Raw genomic sequence first — 20948 nt, 5'->3', positions numbered from 1 at the left:
ATCAGTGATTCTCTGGCAGTGGTCATCCAGCCCCAGGGCTAGTAATTGGCGATATCGCGCAGCTCGTCTTCGAGAGCACCAATCAGCTCGGCCCGTGACAGTTCATGCAGGTCCTGATGCCGCGACGCTGGCGACACAGGTTCGGGCGCCGTCACCGGCTCCCGGGTTTCAGGCGCCAGGAGCTGGCCCATGAGGTAGTCCGTGACCTGTTCGATGGAGGTGTATTCGAAGCCGAAGGTCGAAGGCAGGTCGATGCTCAACGCCCGGCCCAGCCGTGAGCGCAGGTCCAGCGACATGACCGAGGACATGCCCATGTCGAAGAAGCCCTTCCTGACATCGAGCTCCAGGCCATCGGCAACGCCGAACACTTGCCCCACTACCTCGCAGACCAGCGCCTGCATGGCCCGGCGCTGCTGCAGCGGTGGCAGGCCAATCAGCTCGGCCAGACGCTGATCCGCGTCGCTATCCGCGGCGCCCAGGTGTTCGAGCAGGGGCCAGCGCAGCACGCTCAGGTACAGCCCTTTGAGTTGTTGCCAGTCGACATTGAGCAGCCCGCACTGGCCCTGGCCGCCCAGCACGCGAGCTATGGCTTGCACTATCTGCGAGCGCTGCAAAGGCTGCAGGCCGCTGCCTTGCATGGCCGTGCGGGCGGCGGCGTCCTGCTCAAGCTCCTGTTCGCTCTGCGTCAGGTGCAGCAGCTGGCAGTTCAACCCCTGGCGCCGGCGCTGTGCATGCACCCACGAGGCATACGCATCGGCAATCGCCGAGCGGGCGAAGCCGGCCCCGCCAAGCAGGGAAGACACACTGCCCAGGATCAGGAAGAACGCTTCGGGGTCATCGATCAGTTGGTGAACCTGCTGCAAGACCTCAAGCGGCCGAGCGCTTTCCTGCATTCGCACGACAAACTCTGGCTCCTTGAGCGCAACCGTGCGCCAGTCAAGATCGAGGTGGATAAAGCCGGCGATGCGGTCTTGCGCTCGCAGCGTCGCGAAGGTGTCAGCCAGGTTTTCCCGGCTCAGGTCCGAGAGGCTGCTGATCGCCATCGCCCCGGGCATCCGCTCAGGCATGTGCAGTTGCCCGGGGGCCTCGCAGAGCAGCAGCACACGCTGCACACCCCGCTGCCCGAGTGCCGTCAGCGCAAGCTCCAGGTCACATCCCGGGACGGCATGCAGCACAACGGTTCCGTTCAGCGCCGGCGGCTCCAGGCGCTGTAGCGGGTCGGTTTGATCCTCCACCAGGTATTGCACCTCGACCCGGGCGCCGCTGATCGCAAAGTGATCATGGCCAGGTTGGCCGTGCAACAGCCGGCAGAGGCTGGCGTAGCTTCTTCCGTCGCTGCCCTGCAAAGTCACCAGACCGCCCCACCAGGCAGGATGCTCCAGGGCGAAAATGTGCGCGGCGCCCTGCCAGGTGGCCTGGGCAGCGCCCATGGCCGGCGATGCAGCATCCCTGGCATGAAGGGCGAACCAGACCGGCTTTGCCGGTGTTCCGACGCTGGCAATCGCACCGGCGAAGGCCTGTACCAGCGCCGCAGAGGCCACCAGGGATAAACCGAGGTCGTCGGCCTCCTGAGCATCAGCGCCGGCAACGATCACCCCCAGGCAGGACGGATCGGCCACTGCCCCGCGCAACGCCGAGGACAGTTGGCGGGCCAGAGGTTGTTGCCCGGCGTGCAGCTCGATGACTTCGACCGGACGCTGTTCAGCCGCGAACGCCGCAGCCAGTGGCTGGACTTCGGCGGTGCTCCAGGCCAGCACCATCCAGTAGCCCTCGCGTTGCCGAGCACCCTCGCCCGGCATCGGATAGTCCTGCCATTGGCGAACGATCATCGGCAGCTCGAGGGGTGCGCTCTGGAGGTCGGGCAAGTACCACGAACCAGGATGGCCAAACTGCGGACCTTCGAACAGTGCCAGCTGGCAACCCCGGGCATCCACTACCTGCAGGCTGTCGGGTTTGTCGGCGTCATGGCCGGCCAGCACAATCCATACCTGCGCCGGCAGGTCTGCCCATACCTGGAGCCCGGAGAACCCGACCAGCGCGGCGGCGTGGGCGCCTTCAAACAGCTCGACCACACTGGCCAGCAACTGGGTCTGGCGCTCGGCCGCCGTCAGGGAGTGGGCAAAGCGGTACAAGGCCCGCTGCCCGCCCGTGGCCGCACACCCGGACCATGGGCACAGGCCAACGTCCGGCGCCGGCGCTGAAGGCTCATCGAGCATCGACACCGCGCGCAGGGTTTGCTCCTGCAACTGCGCTGCACAGTCAACCAGGGTTCCGCTCATGCAGACCTGGCGGCGCTCGTCGCCGGCCCCTTGCAAGGCCAGTTCGAAGCAGGCGTCAGCGGCCTGGCTGAGGTGGATGCTCAGGTGCGAAGTGAGGTGCTGTTCGCCGCGCAGACGCAGCTGGGCAATCTGCAAGTCGCGGATCTGCTGCACGCCCCGCGGTGTTTCCCGCACCGCCTGGAGCACGGCATCCAGCAACAGGTGAGTCTTGACCCTGTACCCCTGTTCGCCCAGCGGGTCGTAATGCCCGGCCTGGGGAGCGAGAGCCCCCGACCAGTACCAGAGCTGCCCGGCCGGCCGTACCAGCATCTGCAGGCAAGGGTGGCCCGAGGCTGCCCGGGCGGGCTGCACCGCCGTGGCCGGCTGCCCAGCGTCGATCCAGTAGTCGTTGAGCTGCCACGGATAGGTGGGCAACCCGATGGCCAGACAGCCGTCCGGCAAGCGCTCGGGGCCCGGCGCCTGGACGCCGCGGCCAAAGGCCTCGGCCAGGGTTGCCCAGGGTTCGCCGGCCGCGGGTTTGCGGTCATTGGCGATGGGGCTGCCGGCCAGCCAGGCCTGTAGTGCCTGAGCCAGCTCGCGGCAATCCTGGCCCTGGACGACCAGGCGTTCCTTGAACGCCGTGCGCCGCACCAGCGCGTTGTAGCAGATGGTCTGTGGGCAGTGCTCGGTAGTGCCCAGGAAGGACACATAGCGCTGGGCCAGCTCCGCCAATGCCGCCGGGGTGGCCGCGGACAGGCACAAGGCCACTGGCGCGGTGGCGGGAGGCAAAGGCGCTGTCGCGGGCGCCGTGTAGCCCTTGAGCAGCACATGCACGTTGGTTCCGGTGAAACCAAAGGCACTGACCCCGGCCACCCGCGACTCCGGCCGGCCCGGCCAGTCCATGGCCTGATGCGCCAGCTTGAGGTTCATGGCCGCCCAATCGACACGGGTGTTGGCCCGCTGCAGATGGGCTTGCGGGGCAATCCGGCCGTGCTCCACCACCAGGCAGGCCTTGATCAGCGACGCGATGCCCGCTGCCGCCTCGAGGTGCCCGATATTGGCCTTGACCGAGGCCACCGTCAGCGCCGGACTGTCGGGGCTGGCCTGGCGATAGGCGTTGTGCAAGGCGTTGAGCTCGATGGGGTCACCCAGCACCGTGCCGGTGCCATGGGCCTCGACGTAGCTGACTTGCCCCGGATGCACGCCGGCGTTGGCCAGTGCTTCGCTGATCAGCGCCTCTTGCGCCGGACCATTGGGCACTGTCAGCCCGGCACAGGCACCGTCGTGATTGACCGCCGAACCGAGAATCGTCGCGACAATCGGGTCACGCTCCCGCTCGGCCTGGGCCTGGCGCTTGAGAATGACCACGCCGCAGCCCTCCCCTCGACCGTAACCGTCGGCACTGTCGTCGAAGGCCTTGCTGATGCCGTCCGGGGCCAATGCGCCGGCCTGCCCCATGGATTGAAAGATCGATGCCGAGGCGATGACATTCACCCCACCGACAATCGCGATGTCGCACTCCGCGGCACGCAAGCTGTTGCACGCCAGATGGATGGCCGTGAGCGATGACGAGCATGCGGTGTCCACCGTCAGGCTCGGCCCACGCACGCCGAGAAAATGTGAGAGGCGCCCGCAGATCGCCGAAAACGAACTGCCAGTGCCGTAGTGGGCATCCACGCCTTGCGCGCTACCCAGGACCCGGGTTTCGTAGTCGTGGGCGTTGGCCCCGACAAACACCCCGACCCTCTGTTCCAGCAGCTTCTCCTGAGGGATACCGGCCCGTTCCAGAGCCTCCCAGGCCACCATCAGCAACAGCCGTTGCTGGGGGTCCATGCTCCGGGCTTCCTTGGGGGAAATGCGGAAGAACGCTTCGTCGAACCCTTCGGGGCGCTGGATAAGGCTGGCAAACCGCGGGAAGGTTTCCTCCGGTTTGGCGCCGGCGAGCCGGGACGGCGGTACCGGCCCTACGGTGTCCGTCTGTTCCAGTATCAGCTTCCAGAGGGCCTCGGGGCTGTCGGCCTGGGGAAACCGGCACGCCATGGCCACCACGGCGATGCTCCCCGCGGCGTCGGTCGCCCCGGCATCGACCGTTACCGGGGTACTGGCCGGCTCCCGGGATAGCAGCCCTTCCAGGTACTGGCCCAGCCGGTTGATGGTGGGATAGTCGAAGCCCACGGTCGCCGACAGCTTGAGGGCGAACTGGCGTTCCAGCATGCGCTTGAATTCAACCAGGGAAATCGAGCTCAGGCCCAGTTCGAAGAAGCCTCGATCCGGGTCCGGGTCGGCACAGGCCACGCCGATGATCTGCGTCAGCAGTGCACCAATCTGCGCCCGCACATCCCCCACCGGCTGCGCCGCAGCGGGCACCTTGGCCGGTGCCGGCACTGCGACTTGTGCCAGCTGCGGCACGCTCAGCGCCACATCGTTGGCCTGGGCGCAGAGATTGCCCTGGGCGTCATACACCAGTACCTGCGCCCGCAGCTGGGACACGAGTCCCGCCGGCTGCGGCCGCGGCGCCGGGGCAAACCAGAAACGCTCCTGCTGCCAGGGATAGGCCGGCAGCTCCAGCGCCGCCTCCCTGGGTTGGAAGGCTTGCCAGTCGGGACCCGCGCCCCACTCGTACAGGCGGGCAACAATACTGGCCAGCTCCAGGGCGGCGTCGCCCTGCTTGTGCAAGGCGCCGCACACCAGCCCCTGGGTTCCCTTGTCGGCCAGGGCCTGGTTGATCGACGCCGCCAGCACGGTGTGTGGGCCGATCTCGACGAACAGCCGGTGCCCCTGCTCGATCAACTGTTCAATGGCGCGATCGAAGCGCACGATGCCACGGGCATTCCTCGCCCAGTAGTCGGCATCTGCCAGGATCGGCTCCTCGGGCATCGCGCTGGTGGAAATCCAGGGCGTGTGCGCGGCAACCACCGGCAAATCCTCCAGCCCCGCGCGGATCTGCGTCAGGCACTCATCCATCTGGCAGGAGTGGAAGGCATATTCCGCCGGCATCAGGTAAGTGAAGATGCCTTCGTCACGCAGTTGCTGATCCAGAGCCTGTACAGCCTGCGGGCTGCCGGACACCACACAGCTGTTTCGACTGTTGACCACCGACAGTTCCAGTTGCGGGTTGTTCGCCAGACGCGACTGGAGCGTCGGCGCGGGCAAGCCCACCACCAGCATCCGCCCCTGCCCCAGGGTGTCCTTCATGGCCTGGGCCCGATGGTGGATGACCCGCACCGCCGACTCCAGGTTCAGTGCTCCGGCGCAATAGGCCGCGGCCACTTCCCCCATGGAGTGGCCGACCACCGCCGCCGGGATCACACCCCACTGGCGCAGGCATTCACTGATCGCCACCTGGATGGCAAAGATGCAGGGCTGGGCAAATTCGGTCAGGTGCAGGCGGGACCCACTGGCGTCGCTGCGCAGCTCGGCCTCCACCGACCAGTTTGCCCACTGGGCCAGCGCCTGGTCGCAACGCCGGATCATCGCCAGGAAGGCCGGCTCCCGTTCAAGCAGGTCGCGGCCCATTCCCACCCACTGGGCGCCCTGCCCGGTAAACACCAGCACGGGCCCGCGCCGATCCTCTTCGTCCGTCGCGCAGGCCAAGGTCGGGGCCGGCAACTGCTCCAGCTGGCTCTTCAATTGCGCGGCGTTCGCACCCACCACGGCCGACCGGTAGGGAAAGTGATCACGACGATGAATGGCGCTGGCGACAAAGGCTTGTAATTGCCCATCGTCCTGCTGCGGCAGATGAATGGCATAGGCCCTGGCCTGCTCCACCACGGCCTGCGCGGACCTGGCCGATACCGGCAGGACCCAGGGCCGGCCCGGTGCCGATGGTTCCTGCTGCGGCTGTGCCTGCCGATAGGCGCTGGCATCTTCGAGAATCATGTGGACGTTGGTGCCACTGAGCCCGAAACCGCTGATTCCAGCCAGGCGCGGCCGGTCGGGCAACGACTCGATCGCCGTGGGCACCGCCAGCCGGGAACGCTTCCAGTCCACCAGTGGGTTCAACTGTGCGAGATGCAGTTGCGCAGGCACCTCGGCGTGCTTGAGAACCATCATGGTCTTGATCACGCTGGCCATTCCGGCGGCCGCATCCAGATGGCCCATGTTGGCCTTGACCGAGCCCACCCACAGCGGTCGCTCACGCCCCTGGAAGGCACGGTCCAGCGAAGAGAGTTCGATCGGATCGCCCAGGGGCGTACCGGTGCCGTGGGCCTCGACATAGTCGATGTCGTCCACGCTCAAGCCGGCCACTTTCAGGGCCTGGCGGATCACCGCAGCCTGGGCATTGGCGTTGGGCACGGTCTGGCCGGCACTGGCGCCATCCTGGTTGATCGCCGAGCCCCTGATCACAGCCTGGATCGGGTCGCCATCGCGCAGGGCATCTGCCAGGCGCTTGAGCACCGTGACCCCGCAGCCCTCGCCCCGGACGATCCCGTCGGCCGCCGCATCGAATACCCGGCAGCGGCCACTGGGCGAGATCGCCCTGATCTGGCTCATGTAGATCGTCAGGTCCGGCGCCAGCATCAGGTTCACCCCTCCGGCCAGGGCCATGTCCGCCTCCCCTGCCTGCAAGGCGCGACAGGCCAGGTGCATGGCCACCAGGGACGAAGAGCATGCCGTGGTCACGGTCATTGCCGGCCCATGAACACCCAGGTGGTAGGCAATGCGCCCGGCGGCGAAGCTGAATTCCTTGCCGGCGGCATAGTAGGGATTGATCTGTTCGATGCCGGCCTCGCGGGAATGCAGCGCCAGGTAATCCATGCCCAGCATGCCGACATAGACCGCGGTCCTGCTGCCTTTGAGCTGCTCGCGGGTCAGGCCGGCCCGGGCCACGCTTTCACAGGCGACCTCCAGCAGCAGGCGCTGCTGCGGGTCCATTTCCTTGGCTTCAGAGGCCGAGATGCCAAAGTAATGCGCATCGAAGCGGTCGATGTGCTCGAGGAACGCCCCCACCTTGCTGTAGGTCGTACCGGTTTCAGCAGCGTTCTCATCGTAGATCGCTGCTGTGTCCCAGCGCTCTGCGGGAACCGGTCCGACAAAATCGGTCCCAGCACGAAGGAGCTCCCAGAATGCCTCGGGGGTCGATGCACCTTTGGCAAAGCGGCATCCACTCCCGATGATTGCAATGGGTTCAAAATCCATGGGCGCACGAGCATCCATTCAGTCATCTCCTTCGACTGGGTGTTGAGTGTTTAGAACGCGGGTTTGGCGGTAGGAACCTGCATGTCGCCCAGGTACTTGTGCCAGAGGTGTTCCGGGTCGCTTTCAACCGCAGCGATGATTTCGCGCATCTTGTCCAGCACTTCCAGGCGCTTGCCGCTGTAGACGTCCCCTTGCAGCAATTGCAGGATGTCCAGGCGGTAGCGTGGGTCTTGAACGAACGCGGTGAAGAGGATGTTCAGGCGGTAATAGAGCGTGATGAACTCATACCAGTTCTTGATGCCATTCCTGATCATGCCTTCGTAGTGAGTGAAACTGGACTTGCTGAAGTCGTTGTTCTTCACCGCCTCGATGATGTCGCCGCTGGCGATGCGCGCACTGTTGAGTGCAACGCTGACGCCGCTGGAGAAGATCGGGTCGACGAACCGAGCGGCATCGCCGATCAGCACGAAGCTGTCGCCACAGACTTCTTTCATGCCGTAGCTGTAGTCCGCCTCTTTCTTGAACGGGCGGACCTGCTCCGAGGCCTTCAGCGCGTCATGCAGGTTTTCCCGGGTCTTCACCGCTTCCCAGAAGAACTCTTCATAGGTGAGGTCGGAGTTGGTGTAGTTCTGCTTCTGCGTAACCACGCCCACGCTGGTAATGGTTTCGGTGATCGGGATCTGCCAGACCCAGGTATTGGTCATCGGCAGGAAGTGAATGAAGATGTAGTCGACCTTGTCCGGGCTTTGCGTCGCCGACTTGCGGTCGAAGTTGTCGAACCAGGAGTGAATCGCGAACTGGTTGAAGACCGGGTCCTTTTCTCGCAAGCCCAGCCGGCGGCCCAGCAGCACGTTGCGACCGCTGGCATCCACCACCATCTTCGCCTTGATCTCGACGCTGCGCTTGCCCAGCTTGGCATTGACAATGACATTGCCCGGGCTGAGAAACTCGACGTCAGCGATCTCCACGCCCTGGAAGACCTTGGCCCCCAGCGAACCTGCGTGCTCCAGAAGAATGCGGTCGAACTTGCCGCGGTCGACGTGGAACGTGAAGTCGCGATCGACCCCTTCCTGCTTGCGCTCGTTGAAGAGGATTTCCGCCGAACGGAAATCGTGGTCCAGCCCCTGGAAGCCCATCTTGTCTTCGGGGCCGGAATCTGCCGAGGTCCAGGCAGCGCCGAACTTCTTCGGGAAGTTGGCTTTCTCGATCTTTTCCATCACCCCGATTTCCAGCAGCACCGGAGTGGTGGCCGGTACCAGCGACTCGCCAACATGCTCGCGCTCGAACAGTTCTTTTTCGAACACCGCGCATTTGACACCGGCTTTTGCCAGGTAGGAGGCCATGGTCGAACCCGCCGGCCCGCCACCGATAATCACTACATCATAATCATGATCGCTCATTGCCCACTCCCTGTTAGGCGCACTCGGCCTTTAGTTGCTCGACAGTCCTGGATATTGCATTCAGGTCTTTAAAATATTTGCCGGTGATATGGGTACTTGGAATCGAGACACCCATTTCATCCCTGATGTAGACCATGAGCTTGACGATATTCATCGAGTTGAGAATGCCCCACTCCAGTAGTGGAGTCTGGTCATCAAGCTCATCTTCCTTTGCACTTGGCCCGATCAAATCTTCCATGATGTAGCGACGAATCTTTTCTTTAACTTCCTCTCCGTCCATAGACGTACGCTCCTGCACTCGACAATCGTGGGTTGGGAAAACCCGTCTACAATCCTCAATCAGAATGCACTTGTGAATAGCCGATTTTGCAAAAGGCCTTTGCATATCCGCAAAGGCAAAACAGCCCCGACAACATCGAAATCAACACAACTTAACGGTGTTCCACAGGCCTGTATGACGATCTTCAGAAAGTCATTTTCGAGCGCCAAAGCATAGTTTTGGCGCTCTGCGCAATTGGCCACTAGAACTATTTTTGTATCCAGATAGTGCAAACCAAGCCTTGCACTTGGGCGGTGTTCCGCTCTGCGCCGGGTGGAGCTGCGGAGCCTGAAATATTATGAATCAATTTTATCAAAGCCAACTAATCAAGGGCCCAGCACTGCTTGACAAACAAAAAGCCTAGCCGTACTAAGGAGGCTGTCATGATCTATTTGTAATTTGTCTTTACAAAAACAAGACACTAAAAACTCTAAAAGGATTTAGTAATGAAGGCGCTAGGCGTTGTCAATGACATAGACCTTTATATATCCGTAACTAAAACTGGTAGTTTCTCCGAAACAGGAAGACTATTTGGCATCCCACCTTCTTCGGTGATGCGCAGAATCAATAGCCTCGAAAAAGAACTTGAAACCTGCCTATTCAATCGATCGACAAAATGCTTGGTACTTACCGAAACAGGCCTGCTCTTTCTCGAACATGCAAAGAACATCTCGAGATGCATTGGGCATGCTAGATCAGAAGTCAAAGAACACACTGCATCGACCCTTGGCATTCTCAAGGTTTCAGCACCCGTGGCCTTTGGACGGCGCCATGTAGCGCCTTTGTTGAGCAGAATACTGAACCATCATCCCGGTTTGAACATTGAATTCTCGCTTAACGACAACGTTCTCGACCCCAGCATCGATAACGTCGATATCTGTATCAAGCTGGGCATATTGCCGGACAGTAATCTGATTCCAACGAAACTTGCGGATATGCGGCGCGTGCTCTGCGCAAGCCCGGAATACATCCGGCAACACGGCTGTCCGCAAACTCTTGAAGACCTGTACCAACATGCCTGCCTGATCCACAGCACCTGCAGCAACTTCTCACTGACTTGGCAATTCAAGGTCGATGGCCTGTTCAAGAAGCTCATGCCCAGCAGCCGGCTATCGGTCAACAGTTCCGAGTTGCTGGTGGACGGCGCCCTTCAAGGCATAGGAATCATCCACGCACCCACCTGGCTGGTGCATGAACAGATCGCCAGCGGCCAACTGGTGTCGCTGCTCGACGAATATTGCGAGGCCGATCCGCAACAGGGAGCGATCTACGCACTGAGGGCACGCAGCAGCGTTGTCCCGGCCAAGACCCGCCTGTTCATCAATGAGTTGAAACGCTCGATCGGCAGCACGCCTTACTGGGACTTGCCGTTTGAAAAGGAAATACCGCAGACCCTGGCCACCCTGCATTTCGATACGGCAATGCATTCAGCGCTTTCCAGAGCCACCACCTTGCACGACAAGAGCCAGACATCATGAATCAGTACGACGTCATTATCATCGGTAGTGGTATCGCCGGCGCGCTGACCGGCGCTGTCCTCGCGAAGTCCGGGCTGAACGTACTGATCCTCGACTCGGCCCAGCACCCACGATTCTCCGTCGGCGAAGCGGCGACACCGGAAAGCGGTTTTCTGCTGCGCTTGCTCGCAAAGCGCTTCGACATCCCTGAAATCGCCTACCTCTCGCACCCCGACAAGATCATCCAGCACGTCGGTTCGAGCGCCTGCGGGATCAAGCTGGGCTTCAGTTTTGCCTGGCATCAAGAGAACGCGCCGTCGTCCCCCGACCACCTTGTGGCCCCGCCGCTGAAGGCGCCGGAAGCCCATCTTTTCCGGCAGGACATCGACTATTTCGCTCTGATGATTGCCCTGAAACACGGCGCCGAATCCAGACAGAACATCAAGATCGAGTCGATCAGCCTCAACGACGACGGGGTCGAGGTGGCATTGTCCAACGCCGCCCCCGTCAAGGCCGCGTTCATCATTGACGCTGCTGCCCAGGGCTCTCCGCTCTCCCGCCAACTGGGCTTGCGCACCACCGAAGGGCTGGCGACCGACACCTGCTCATTCTTCACCCACATGCTCAACGTGAAGAGCTACGAAGATGCCCTGGCTCCGTTGTCCCGCACTCGTTCCCCCATCGAACTGTTCAAGAGCACCTTGCACCACATTTTCGAAGAGGGCTGGTTGTGGGTCATCCCCTTCAATAACCATCCGCAGGGCACCAATCAGTTGTGCAGCGTCGGCTTCCAGTTCAACAACGCCAAGTACCGTCCCACCGAGGCGCCGGAGATCGAGTTTCGCAAACTGCTGAAAAAGTACCCGGCCATCGGCGAACACTTCAAGGATGCGGTCAATGCCCGGGAGTGGATCTACGCGCCGCGCATCAACTACCGCAGCGTGCAAAATGTCGGGGATCGCTTCTGCCTGCTGCCGCAAGCCACAGGGTTTATCGACCCGCTGTTCTCCAGGGGATTGATCACCACCTTCGAGTCCATCCTCAGGCTGGCCCCCAAGGTGCTGGACGCCGCCCGCAGCAACCGCTGGCAACGGGAACAGTTCATCGAAGTCGAGCGCCATTGCCTGAACGCGGTGGCGACCAATGACCAGTTGGTTTCCTGCTCCTATGAAGCCTTCAGCGACTTTCACCTGTGGAACGTGTGGCATCGGGTCTGGCTCAGTGGCTCCAACCTGGGCAGTGCCTTTCTGCAAAAGCTGCTGCACGACCTGGAACACAGTGGCGACGCCCGCCAGTTCGATGCAGCGCTTGAGGCGGTGCGCTTCCCTGGCTGCCTGTCCCTGAACTCGCCCGCCTACGAAAGCCTGTTCAGGCAGTCGTGCCAGGTCATGCAACAGGCCAGGGAGCAAGCCAGGCCGGTGACCGAAACCGCCAACGCGCTGCATGAACTGATCAAGGAGCACGAAGCCGAGTTGTTGCCCCTGGGCTATTCGCGGATATCCAATCGTTTCATCCTCAAAGACTGAATGCCTGAGTGATGCCCGGGGCCGGGTGCCGGTGTCTGTGACCGGCAGCCAGCCCTGGCGATCCACCCGTGCGCCGAAAACCGCAACACTTCCCGCGCAAAATCCCGGATAATGCCCGCCATTTTTTGCTTTGTGATGCCGGTGCCCCCCATGGAAATCAAGGTCAACTTTCTCGACAACCTTCGACTTGAAGCCAAGTTCGACGACTTCACGGTGGTGGCCGACCAACCGATCCGCTACAAGGGCGATGGTTCGGCGCCGGGTCCGTTCGACTATTTCCTGGCTTCTTCGGCGCTGTGCGCGGCGTACTTCGTCAAGCTGTACTGCCAGACCCGCAACATCCCCACCGACAATATCCGCCTGTCGCAGAACAACATTGTCGATCCGGAAAACCGCTACAACCAGATCTTCAAGATCCAGGTCGAACTGCCGGCGGACATCTCCGACAAGGACCGCCAGGGCATCCTGCGTTCCATCGACCGTTGCACCGTGAAGAAGGTGGTGCAGACCGGCCCCGAGTTCATCATCGAGGAAGTGGAAAACCTCGACGCCGATGCCCAGGCGCTGTTGATGCCGCAATCGGGCGCCAGCGCAGGCACCTACATTGCCGGCAAGGACCTGCCCCTGGAGCAGACCATCGCCAACATGTCCGGCATCCTCGCGGGCCTGGGGATGAAGATCGAAATCGCTTCATGGCGCAATATCGTGCCCAACGTCTGGTCGCTGCATATCCGCGATGCGCAGTCGCCGATGTGCTTCACCAACGGCAAGGGCGCGACCAAGGAAAGCGCCCTGGCGTCGGCCCTGGGCGAGTTCATCGAGCGCCTGAACTGCAACTTCTTCTACAACGACCAGTTCTGGGGCGAGGAAATCGCCAACGCCGAGTTCGTGCATTACCCGGACGAGCGCTGGTTCCAGCCGGGGCGCAAGGACGAGCTGCCCAAGGAGATCCTCGACGAACACTGCCTGGCCATCTACAACCCGGATGGCGAGCTGCGCGGCTCCCACCTGTACGACACCAACTCGGGCAACATCGAGCGCGGCATCTGCTGCCTGCCCTACGTGCGCCAGTCCGACGGCGAGGTGGTGTACTTCCCCTCCAACCTGATCGAGAACCTGTACCTGAGCAACGGCATGAGCGCCGGCAACACCCTGGCCGAAGCCCAGGTGCAGTGCCTGTCGGAGATCTTCGAGCGGGCGGTCAAGCGCCAGATCCTCGAAGGCGAGCTGGCCCTGCCGGACGTGCCCCAGGAAGTGCTGGCCAAGTACCCGAGCATTCTGGCGGGCATCCAGGGCCTGGAAGAGCAAGGCTTCCCGGTGCTGGTCAAGGACGCGTCCCTGGGCGGCGAGTTCCCGGTGATGTGCGTGACCCTGATGAACCCGCGCACCGGCGGCGTGTTCGCCTCGTTCGGCGCCCACCCAAGCTTCGAGGTGGCGCTGGAGCGCAGCCTCACCGAGCTGCTCCAGGGCCGCAGCTTCGAAGGCTTGAACGACCTGCCGCAACCGACCTTTGAAAGCCAGGCGCTGATGGAGCCGAACAACTTCGTCGAGCACTTCATCGACTCCAGCGGCGTGGTGTCGTGGCGTTTCTTCAGTGCCAAGGCGGACTTCGAATTCGTCGAGTGGGACTTCACCAGCCAGAGCGGCTTCAGCGAAAGGGAAAAAGCCAGCGCCGAGGAAGCCGCGACCCTGTTCGGCATCCTCGAAGGCCTGGGCAAGGAAGTCTACATGGCGGTGTACCAGCACCTGGGGGCCACCGCCTGCCGCATCCTGGTGCCGGACTATTCGGAAATCTACCCGGTGGACGACCTGATCTGGGACAACACCAACAAGGCGCTGTTCTTCCGTGAAGACATCCTCAACCTGCACAGCCTGGACGAAGACGGTTTGCGCTCACTGCTGGAGCGCCTGGAAGAAAGCGAGCTGGACGACTACACCGACATCACCACCCTGATCGGCATCGAGTTCGACGACAACACCGCCTGGGGCCAGTTGACCATCCTCGAACTCAAGCTGCTGCTCCACGTGGCCCTGGGGCAGTTCGACCCGGCCAAGGAACTGGTGGAGATGTTCCTGCAATACAACGACAACACCGTCGAGCGCGGGCTGTTCTATCAGGCCTTGAACGCGGTGCTGGAAGTGGAACTGGACGACGAACTGGAGCTGGGCGACTACGAAGCCAATCTGCGGCGCATGTTCGGCAACGAACGGATGGACGCGGTGATCGGCTCGGTGGACGGTAGCGTGCGCTTCTACGGCCTGACCCCGACCAACCTGCAGCTCGAAGGCCTGGACCGTCACCTGCGGCTCATCGACAGCTACAAGAAGCTGCACGCGGCACGGGCCAAGTGGAGCGCAGCCAACCGCTGACACAGCGCCCCGAACCTGTAGCCCGCGAAGCCCTCAAGAACGCCGCGTTCCCCAATGAACGCGGCGTTTTCGTTGGCGACCATCGCCAGCCGGCTCGCTTCTACAGTGACTCGTCAGCCATCGCGCAGCCCGGGCGGCCAGGGCTTGCGGTCCTCTCTATCAGGCGGGCCATACAGCTCCTGCTCCCAGTCCTCGAACGCCGGCGATGCGCTGTATCCCGGATCGCAGTACTGGCGAATGTATTGGGCGGCACGGTACTCGGCGTACTTGGCATTCACCGGTACGCCCTCTTCGTCCAGCTCCAGCACATTGGCAAAAATCGCGTAGGCCATCTCCAGCATGCTCGGCTCTTCGCTCAGGCAACTGCGATAGTCGACACCCTCCAGCAGCGGGTAGCCGAGGGTGCCGTTGGCTACCCAGAAACTGAAGGTGCGCAACGCTCCGGAAAACTCCGGGCTGAGTTGTTTCGGGTAAAGCATGCGGCTTGCCTCTGCTAGGTATCGGACCGGGTGGATTCTCCGGTACTGGCCGCTGTGCAAGCAAGTCGACGGCAGCCGCCGTGTTCAACTGACGGCCAGCGAGCGCTGTTCGGTTACCACGCAATTACGTCCCTTCTGCTTGGCCTGATACAACAACTGGTCGGCCTTTTCCAACGCGGCGGTGATCGAACCACTTCCCGGCTGCCACACGCTGACGCCCAACGAAACCGTAATGTGCCCGACGGTATCGATCTGCGCCGCGGCGATCGAGGCTCGCAGGCGCTCTGCGACATCGGTTGCAGCCCATAGCGAACTGTTCGGCAAGAGCAGGACAAACTCCTCGCCGCCCACCCGGCACGGCAGGTCGTCAGTGCGCGAGTTTTGCTTCATCAGGTCGGCAATCGCTCTCAGGGTTTCATCCCCCACGCCATGGCCGAAGGTGTCGTTCACCCGTTTGAAGTGATCGATGTCCATGGAAACGATGGCGAACGGCTGATTGGCCTGCTGCCAATGCGCCAGGGTGTCCTGCATCGCCCGCCGGTTGGCCAGCCCGGTCAGCGCATCACTTTGCGCCTGCTGGTTGAGCCGGCCGATCTTTTCCTGGAGCAGGCTGGTGCCCAGCAGCAGCGCCCGACGAATCTGCCAACTTTCAGAATACTGCGCCGGGATCGCGCTGATGCGCTCATAGCTCTCAGGGCTGTCCAGGCGCCTGGCACTCTCGGCCAGCCGCGACAGCGGCGCCGAAATCCTCGTCCCCAACCACCAGATCAGCACCAGGCCGAACAGCGCCAGCGGCAGTATGCCCTTGGCGACTTTGGACATGGTTACCTGCAGCGTGGCCTGGATGTTGCCGAGGGGCTGCTGGGCGATCACCCCCCAACCGCTGCTGGGCACATGGGTGAAACCCGCGAGCATTTCCACGCCCTGGGCATCCAGCGCCTGCAATGAACCCCCGCCCTGGCTCAAGGCCGCATCGACGATCGGGTCATCGGCAACGATCTGGCCGATCTGCTCGGGATAGGGGTGATAGAGAACCCGCCGATTACTGTCCACCAGATAGACATGGGCGCCATCCTCACGGACCTGCCGGTCCATCAAATCTTGAAGGGCGTTCTTCTGTTCAAGTCGGATGCTGCCGCCGACCAGCCCCAGGTACCGCCCTTTGCCGTCAAACACCGGCTGGGATACAAAAACCAGCAGATTGCCGGCAATGGACTTGAAGGCCTTGCTGATGATCGGTTGACGCAGCCTGAGCGGTGTCTGGTCTTGCAGGGACTGGCCATTGAGATGCAGGTGCTCGGGCATTGAGGCGATGATGGTGCCGGTCGCGTTGGTGATCAGTACCGAGTTGAAGCTGTTGTCCTGCCCCAGCAAGCGCTGGGCTTCGCCGGCCAGTCGTTGCGAATCGTCAAAGTCTCCACCCAGAACAGCGGCGGCATACTTCAAGCGATCCTGATCGGAACTGAGCACCTGCTCCACACCGGAGGCGATCCGAGCGGCATAGGCCTGGTTGACTTGCAGGGCGTTTTCAATGAGCTCCTGCTTCTGGATCTTGAACATGACCCAGAAGCTGTTGGCCAGGGTGGCCAATGCTGCAAACAGTACGAAGACCAGAATCAGCACACGAAGATTAAGCTTGGGCTTGGGCCGGGTAGGCATGTAAAAAAGTCCGGATGAGCAAGCAGACAGTGGATTTCGATGTTGCGCCAACTGCCTGCCGGCTATGGATCATTCACGTCCGTGCGCCCTAGACACATGGATAATCATCCGTCGAACATCGTCGAAACGCCTGCACTGTTTGGCTATAAAGGCGTCAGTTGTTAGAGCCGCGCAGTCTACCCGGGTTGCTCCGATTGGCAATCGATAAAATGACCAGGCGTCCAGTGGCGCACGGCCCATGGTTTTCACACCAGCCCCAACCCGTCACAATGCGCCGCCTCAGGCCAGAGTTGCCCCCAAACCGCCCGCCTCACTGATCGCAAGGACCGCCCATGAGCGTCTTCAGCACCTTGTTCGACCCTCTCGAAAAGCCGGCACCGTCGGCCACTGACACACTCCAGGCGCCCCATGAAGCGCATGCAACGCCCGATCCGGTCCAGCCCCAGGAACAGGCCGGGGCCGCCAACCGGGCCCTGCTCGAAGCCGCCGATGCCTACTTCGCCTTTCACCTGTTCGCCGCCCCCTTCCCCAGCCAGGCCGAGGCTGAGCTGTTCGCCTTCGAACAGTGGGAGCCCGAACCTGCGGCGGATGCCAGCGACGCCGAATTCAGCGCCTGGGAAGCGCGCAATCCCAGCTGGCGCCTCAGGCAGGAATTGGGCTACTACATGGACGCCGATTTCGTCGAGCTGATCGGCAAAGACGACTGCCCGCAATACCTCGAGTCGCTGATCCGTAGTGATGCCGAGCAACAGCAGCTGCGCTCGCGGATCAAGGCGCATTACAGCCACTTCATCATCGTCGGCAGCGAGTCGATTGATGGCGACCAGCGATCGGTTGCCTCCGGGCCCAATCAGCGCCCGCCGCAAAGCACGCCGACACTGGACTACCTGGGCGAGTTCAACGGTTCCTCTGCCCCGCACTAGATGCTAAAAAGGCCCACAGTTTTCCCTTGCACCCCTTGTCGTGCCCAGCCGTACCACGAGAATCACCATGCACAGCCATTACCCGAACACCCGCGCTCCGTTGCGCCCTCTTGACCTCCTCACCCACCAGCCAACGGCGGTAGCCCCATGATCGAAGTCACCGAAGTGTCCATTGCCGACCTGCGCGCCGCCCTGGAATCAGGCCGGACCACCGCCGTGGAACTGGTCCAGGCCTATCTGGCGCGGATCGATGCCTACGATGGCCCGCAGACCGCCACCGCGCTGAACGCCGTGGTGGTGCGCAACCCCGAGGCCCTGAAGGAGGCCGCAGCGTCCGATGAGCGTCGCGCCAAGGGCCAGACCCTGGGCCCGCTGGACGGCATTCCCTACACCGCCAAGGACAGCTACCTGGTCAAGGGCCTGACCGCCGCCTCGGGCAGCCCGGCCTTTGCCGAACTGGTGGCCTACCGCGACGCCTTCACCATCGAGCGCCTGCGGGCTGCCGGGGCCATCTGCCTGGGCAAGACCAACATGCCGCCCATGGCCAACGGCGGCATGCAGCGCGGCGTCTATGGCCGCGCGGAAAGTCCCTATAACGCCGCTTACCTGACCGCGCCCTTCGCCTCGGGCTCCTCCAATGGCGCCGGCACGGCCACCGCCGCCAGCTTCGCCGCCTTCGGCCTGGCCGAGGAAACCTGGTCCAGCGGGCGTGGCCCGGCCTCCAACAATGGCCTGTGCGCCTACACACCATCGCGTGGAGTGATTTCGGTGCGCGGCAACTGGCCGCTGACCCCGACCATGGACGTGGTGGTGCCCTTCGCCCGGACCATGGCCGACCTGCTGCAAGTGCTGGACGTGGTGGTGGCCGAAGACCCGGACACCCGCGGCGACCTGTGGCGCCTGCAGCCCTGGGTGCCGATCCCCAGCGTGAGCTCGGTGCGCCCGGCGTCCTACCCGCAACTGGCGGCCGACGCCACGGCGCTCAAGGGCAAACGCTTTGGTGTGCCGCGCATGTACATCAATGCCGACCCGGAAGCCGGCACCAGCGACAAACCCGGCATCGGCGGCCCCACCGGCCAGCGCATTCACACCCGGCCCTCGGTGATCGACCTTTGGCAACAGGCGCGTCAAGCCCTGGAAGCCGCCGGCGCCGAAGTGCTGGAAGTGGACTTCCCCCTGGTGTCCAACTGCGAAGGCGACCGCCCCGGCGCACCGACCGTGTACAACCGCGGCCTGGTCAGCAAGGAGTTCCTCCATGACGAATTGTGGGAACTGTCGGGCTGGGCCTTCGACGACTTCCTGCGGGCCAACGACGACCCCAAGCTCAACCGCCTGGCGGATGTCGACGGGCCGCAGATCTTCCCCCACGACCCCGGCACCCTGCCCAACCGCGAAGACGACCTGGCCGCCGGCATGGACCAGTACGTGACCATGGCCAAGCGCGGGCTCAAGACCTGGGACCAGATCGCCTCCCTGGCTGACGGCCTGCGCGGCCTGGAGCAGACCCGGCGCATCGATCTGGAAGAGTGGATGGATCGCCTGGGGCTGGACGCGGTGCTGTTCCCCACCGTGGCCGACGTCGGCCCGGCCGATGCCGATATCAACCCCGAGTCGGCGGACATTGCCTGGAGCAACGGTGTGTGGGTGGCCAACGGCAACCTTGCGATCCGCCACCTGGGCGTGCCCACGGTGACCGTGCCGATGGGCGTGATGGCAGACATCGGCATGCCGGTCGGCCTGACCTTCGCTGGCCGCGCCTATGACGATTCGAGCCTGCTGCGCCTGGCGTCGGCCTTCGAATCCACCGGCAGCAAGCGCCTGATTCCACCACGCACACCGGCCTTGTCACTCGCTCGCTAAGCGCAAAGGCCCGAGGCGCCCATAAGGCGCCCCGGGCCTTTACCCGCCTGACAGCGCACCTCAGCGATGCACCGCCAGGGGCGCGCGACGGTATGTTGCGCAGGCTATTTCAACTGATTGGCGAAACGCCCCACGGCCCCCACAACCTGGCGCGCGCCCTCCTGGATTTCGAGAATCACCGAGCCGGCCTCGTTGGCAAGTGCCAGGCCTTCTTCAGCCTGCCCGCGACTGTTGGCCATGCCGCTTACGGCTGCATCCGCCAGACTCTGGTTCTGCTGTACAACGCTGACGATTTCTTCGGTAGCGGCACTGGTGCGCCCCGCCAACTGCCTCACTTCATCGGCGACCACGGCAAACCCCCGGCCCTGCTCACCGGCCCGCGCCGCCTCGATTGCGGCGTTGAGCGCGAGCAAGTTGGTCTGTTGGGCGATGCCGCCAATGGTCTGGACAATCGAGCTGATCAGCAGTGATTGCTTGCCCAACGCTTCAATCCCGGCGGATGCCGCCTGCATTTCATCCGAGATCATGCGCATCGTTTGCACGGTGTTCTGCACCACGTCGGCACCTCGGCGGGCGCTGATGTCGGTTTGTTGGGAGATCTCGAACGCGATGGTCGCCGCCTCGTTCACCTGCTGCTCGCGAGCCACTTGCTCGGTAATGACCGTAGCGAACTTGACCACCTTGTAAAGGACGCCCTGTGCGTTGTGCACCGGGTTGTAGGTCGCTTCCAGCCAAACGACTCGACCATGGGCATCGACGCGCTTGAAACGGTCAGCCACGAATTCACCGCGATTGAGGGTCGCCCAGAACTCCTTGTAATGACTGGACGCGGCATCGGCTGGGTCACAGAACATGCTGTGGTGCTTGCCTTTGATTTGCCCAAGTTCATAGCCCATTGAGCGCAGAAACTGCTCGTTTGCTTGCAGGATATGGCCTTGAAGATCGAACTCGATCACCGCAGTGGAGCGCAGCAGCGCTTGAATGAACGCCGAATTCTCCGCCGAAGTGTCAACGGTCTCGGTGATGTTCGAACCAAAGGCATGAATACTTTCCAATTGCCCCTGTTGATTGACAATCGGCTGCCAGAGGCCACGAAACCACGACAGTCCACCATCGGGACGCTGAAAACGGTAAGTATCGATAACCGCGTCGTGGTTGTTCACGCTGTCGAGCAAACGACGATAGCAATCCATCTGCCGTACATACTGCGGAATGAAATTGTCGATCGGTTTGTTCAGTACTTGGTTGGCGCCACACCCCAACATGTTCAGAAAGCCTTCATTGGCATCTATAACGTTGTAGTTGGCGTCAAGGACCGCACGCACAAGGCAAGTCTCAATCCCCTTGAGCAACTGTCGAGCCACTGAAAGCTCCGACTGAAGGGACTGCAACTGCATTTTCAAACGAGTATTGAACATGGGCGCATCCTGCTAAAGGAGAGACTCTTTGCTATCGGCAACCGTTGGGGGTTTGTTTTCAGCTTTTTTTGTGCTGCAAAAACACTATAGAAGCATTGTTTGCAGCGCTCCATTTTCTCCCCTGATATAAAGCCATGCAC

11 protein-coding genes are annotated in these 20948 nt (G+C 62.4%); 5 read left to right on the top strand and 6 right to left on the bottom strand.

Annotated features, from left to right (window positions below; all coding sequences use genetic code 11):
* Positions 1–38: 38 nt before the first annotated feature.
* From J5M73_RS25415 to J5M73_RS25405, 3 genes are read right to left on the bottom strand one after another with little or no spacing between them, the layout of a single operon-like run.
* A complete protein-coding gene (locus J5M73_RS25415) occupies positions 39–7415 on the bottom strand; it encodes a type I polyketide synthase (protein WP_207816348.1) in 7377 nt (2458 codons plus the stop codon).
* A 32-nt stretch (positions 7416–7447) separates the two neighbouring features.
* Entirely contained in the window at positions 7448–8797 is a 1350-nt protein-coding gene (locus J5M73_RS25410; protein ID WP_011061079.1) for a tryptophan 7-halogenase, read from the bottom strand.
* A 13-nt stretch (positions 8798–8810) separates the two neighbouring features.
* Complete coding sequence (locus J5M73_RS25405; RefSeq protein WP_011061078.1) at positions 8811–9077, bottom strand: phosphopantetheine-binding protein; 267 nt, start codon at positions 9075–9077, stop codon at positions 8811–8813.
* 485 nt (positions 9078–9562) lie between these two features.
* Here J5M73_RS25405 and J5M73_RS25400 point away from each other — a divergent pair, with 485 nt between their 5' ends.
* The 3 genes from J5M73_RS25400 to J5M73_RS25390 all read left to right on the top strand — a co-directional run bounded on the left by J5M73_RS25400 (position 9563) and on the right by J5M73_RS25390 (position 14469).
* Positions 9563–10594, top strand: a complete 1032-nt coding sequence (locus tag J5M73_RS25400; RefSeq protein ID WP_115580182.1) for a LysR family transcriptional regulator — start codon at positions 9563–9565, stop codon at positions 10592–10594.
* Positions 10591–12099 (top strand): tryptophan 7-halogenase, encoded by a 1509-nt coding sequence (locus J5M73_RS25395; protein WP_102863357.1) that lies wholly within the window; start codon positions 10591–10593, stop codon positions 12097–12099. The genes J5M73_RS25400 and J5M73_RS25395 overlap by 4 nt, the downstream gene beginning before the upstream one ends.
* Before the next feature lie 150 nt (positions 12100–12249).
* Entirely contained in the window at positions 12250–14469 is a 2220-nt protein-coding gene (locus J5M73_RS25390) for an OsmC domain/YcaO domain-containing protein (protein ID WP_102863580.1), read from the top strand.
* Positions 14470–14582: 113 nt separating this feature from the next.
* On the opposite strand, the gene J5M73_RS25385 is transcribed toward J5M73_RS25390, so the two are convergent.
* Positions 14583–14948, bottom strand: a complete 366-nt coding sequence (locus tag J5M73_RS25385; protein ID WP_102863356.1) for a hypothetical protein — start codon at positions 14946–14948, stop codon at positions 14583–14585.
* Between the two features lie 84 nt (positions 14949–15032).
* The gene (locus tag J5M73_RS25380) at positions 15033–16607 is read right to left on the bottom strand and encodes a sensor domain-containing diguanylate cyclase (RefSeq protein ID WP_207816343.1); all 1575 of its coding nucleotides are present in this window, start codon (positions 16605–16607) and stop codon (positions 15033–15035) included.
* A 332-nt stretch (positions 16608–16939) separates the two neighbouring features.
* Between J5M73_RS25380 and J5M73_RS25375 the strand changes: the two genes are divergently transcribed.
* A complete protein-coding gene (locus J5M73_RS25375) occupies positions 16940–17530 on the top strand; it encodes a hypothetical protein (protein WP_243433930.1) in 591 nt (196 codons plus the stop codon).
* Between the two features lie 147 nt (positions 17531–17677).
* Positions 17678–19390 (top strand): amidase, encoded by a 1713-nt coding sequence (locus tag J5M73_RS25370; RefSeq protein WP_102863354.1) that lies wholly within the window; start codon positions 17678–17680, stop codon positions 19388–19390.
* 104 nt (positions 19391–19494) lie between these two features.
* Here J5M73_RS25370 and J5M73_RS25365 read toward each other — a convergent pair whose 3' ends face one another.
* Positions 19495–20808, bottom strand: a complete 1314-nt coding sequence (locus tag J5M73_RS25365; RefSeq protein WP_060843739.1) for a PAS domain-containing methyl-accepting chemotaxis protein — start codon at positions 20806–20808, stop codon at positions 19495–19497.
* Positions 20809–20948 lie beyond the last annotated feature (140 nt).

This window comes from Pseudomonas sp. 50_B (assembly GCF_017491625.1).
GTDB lineage: Bacteria > Pseudomonadota > Gammaproteobacteria > Pseudomonadales > Pseudomonadaceae > Aquipseudomonas > Aquipseudomonas danubii.
The sequence above is the reverse complement of the archived record's forward strand: the minus strand, read 5'-3'. Positions and strand labels throughout refer to the sequence as shown.

Bases quoted from the DNA above. Each gene is read 5' to 3' on its own strand.
- J5M73_RS25415 (WP_207816348.1), bottom strand. From the start codon at position 7,415: ATGGATGCTCGTGCGCCCATGGATTTTGAACCCATTGCAATCATCGGG.
- J5M73_RS25395 (WP_102863357.1), top strand. From the start codon at position 10,591: ATGAATCAGTACGACGTCATTATCATCGGTAGTGGTATCGCCGGCGCG.
- J5M73_RS25375 (WP_243433930.1), top strand. From the start codon at position 16,940: ATGAGCGTCTTCAGCACCTTGTTCGACCCTCTCGAAAAGCCGGCACCG.
- J5M73_RS25390 (WP_102863580.1), top strand. From the start codon at position 12,250: ATGGAAATCAAGGTCAACTTTCTCGACAACCTTCGACTTGAAGCCAAG.
- J5M73_RS25370 (WP_102863354.1), top strand. From the start codon at position 17,678: ATGATCGAAGTCACCGAAGTGTCCATTGCCGACCTGCGCGCCGCCCTG.
- J5M73_RS25410 (WP_011061079.1), bottom strand. From the start codon at position 8,797: ATGAGCGATCATGATTATGATGTAGTGATTATCGGTGGCGGGCCGGCG.
- J5M73_RS25380 (WP_207816343.1), bottom strand. From the start codon at position 16,607: ATGCCTACCCGGCCCAAGCCCAAGCTTAATCTTCGTGTGCTGATTCTG.
- J5M73_RS25385 (WP_102863356.1), bottom strand. From the start codon at position 14,948: ATGCTTTACCCGAAACAACTCAGCCCGGAGTTTTCCGGAGCGTTGCGC.
- J5M73_RS25405 (WP_011061078.1), bottom strand. From the start codon at position 9,077: ATGGACGGAGAGGAAGTTAAAGAAAAGATTCGTCGCTACATCATGGAA.
- J5M73_RS25400 (WP_115580182.1), top strand. From the start codon at position 9,563: ATGAAGGCGCTAGGCGTTGTCAATGACATAGACCTTTATATATCCGTA.
- J5M73_RS25365 (WP_060843739.1), bottom strand. From the start codon at position 20,808: ATGTTCAATACTCGTTTGAAAATGCAGTTGCAGTCCCTTCAGTCGGAG.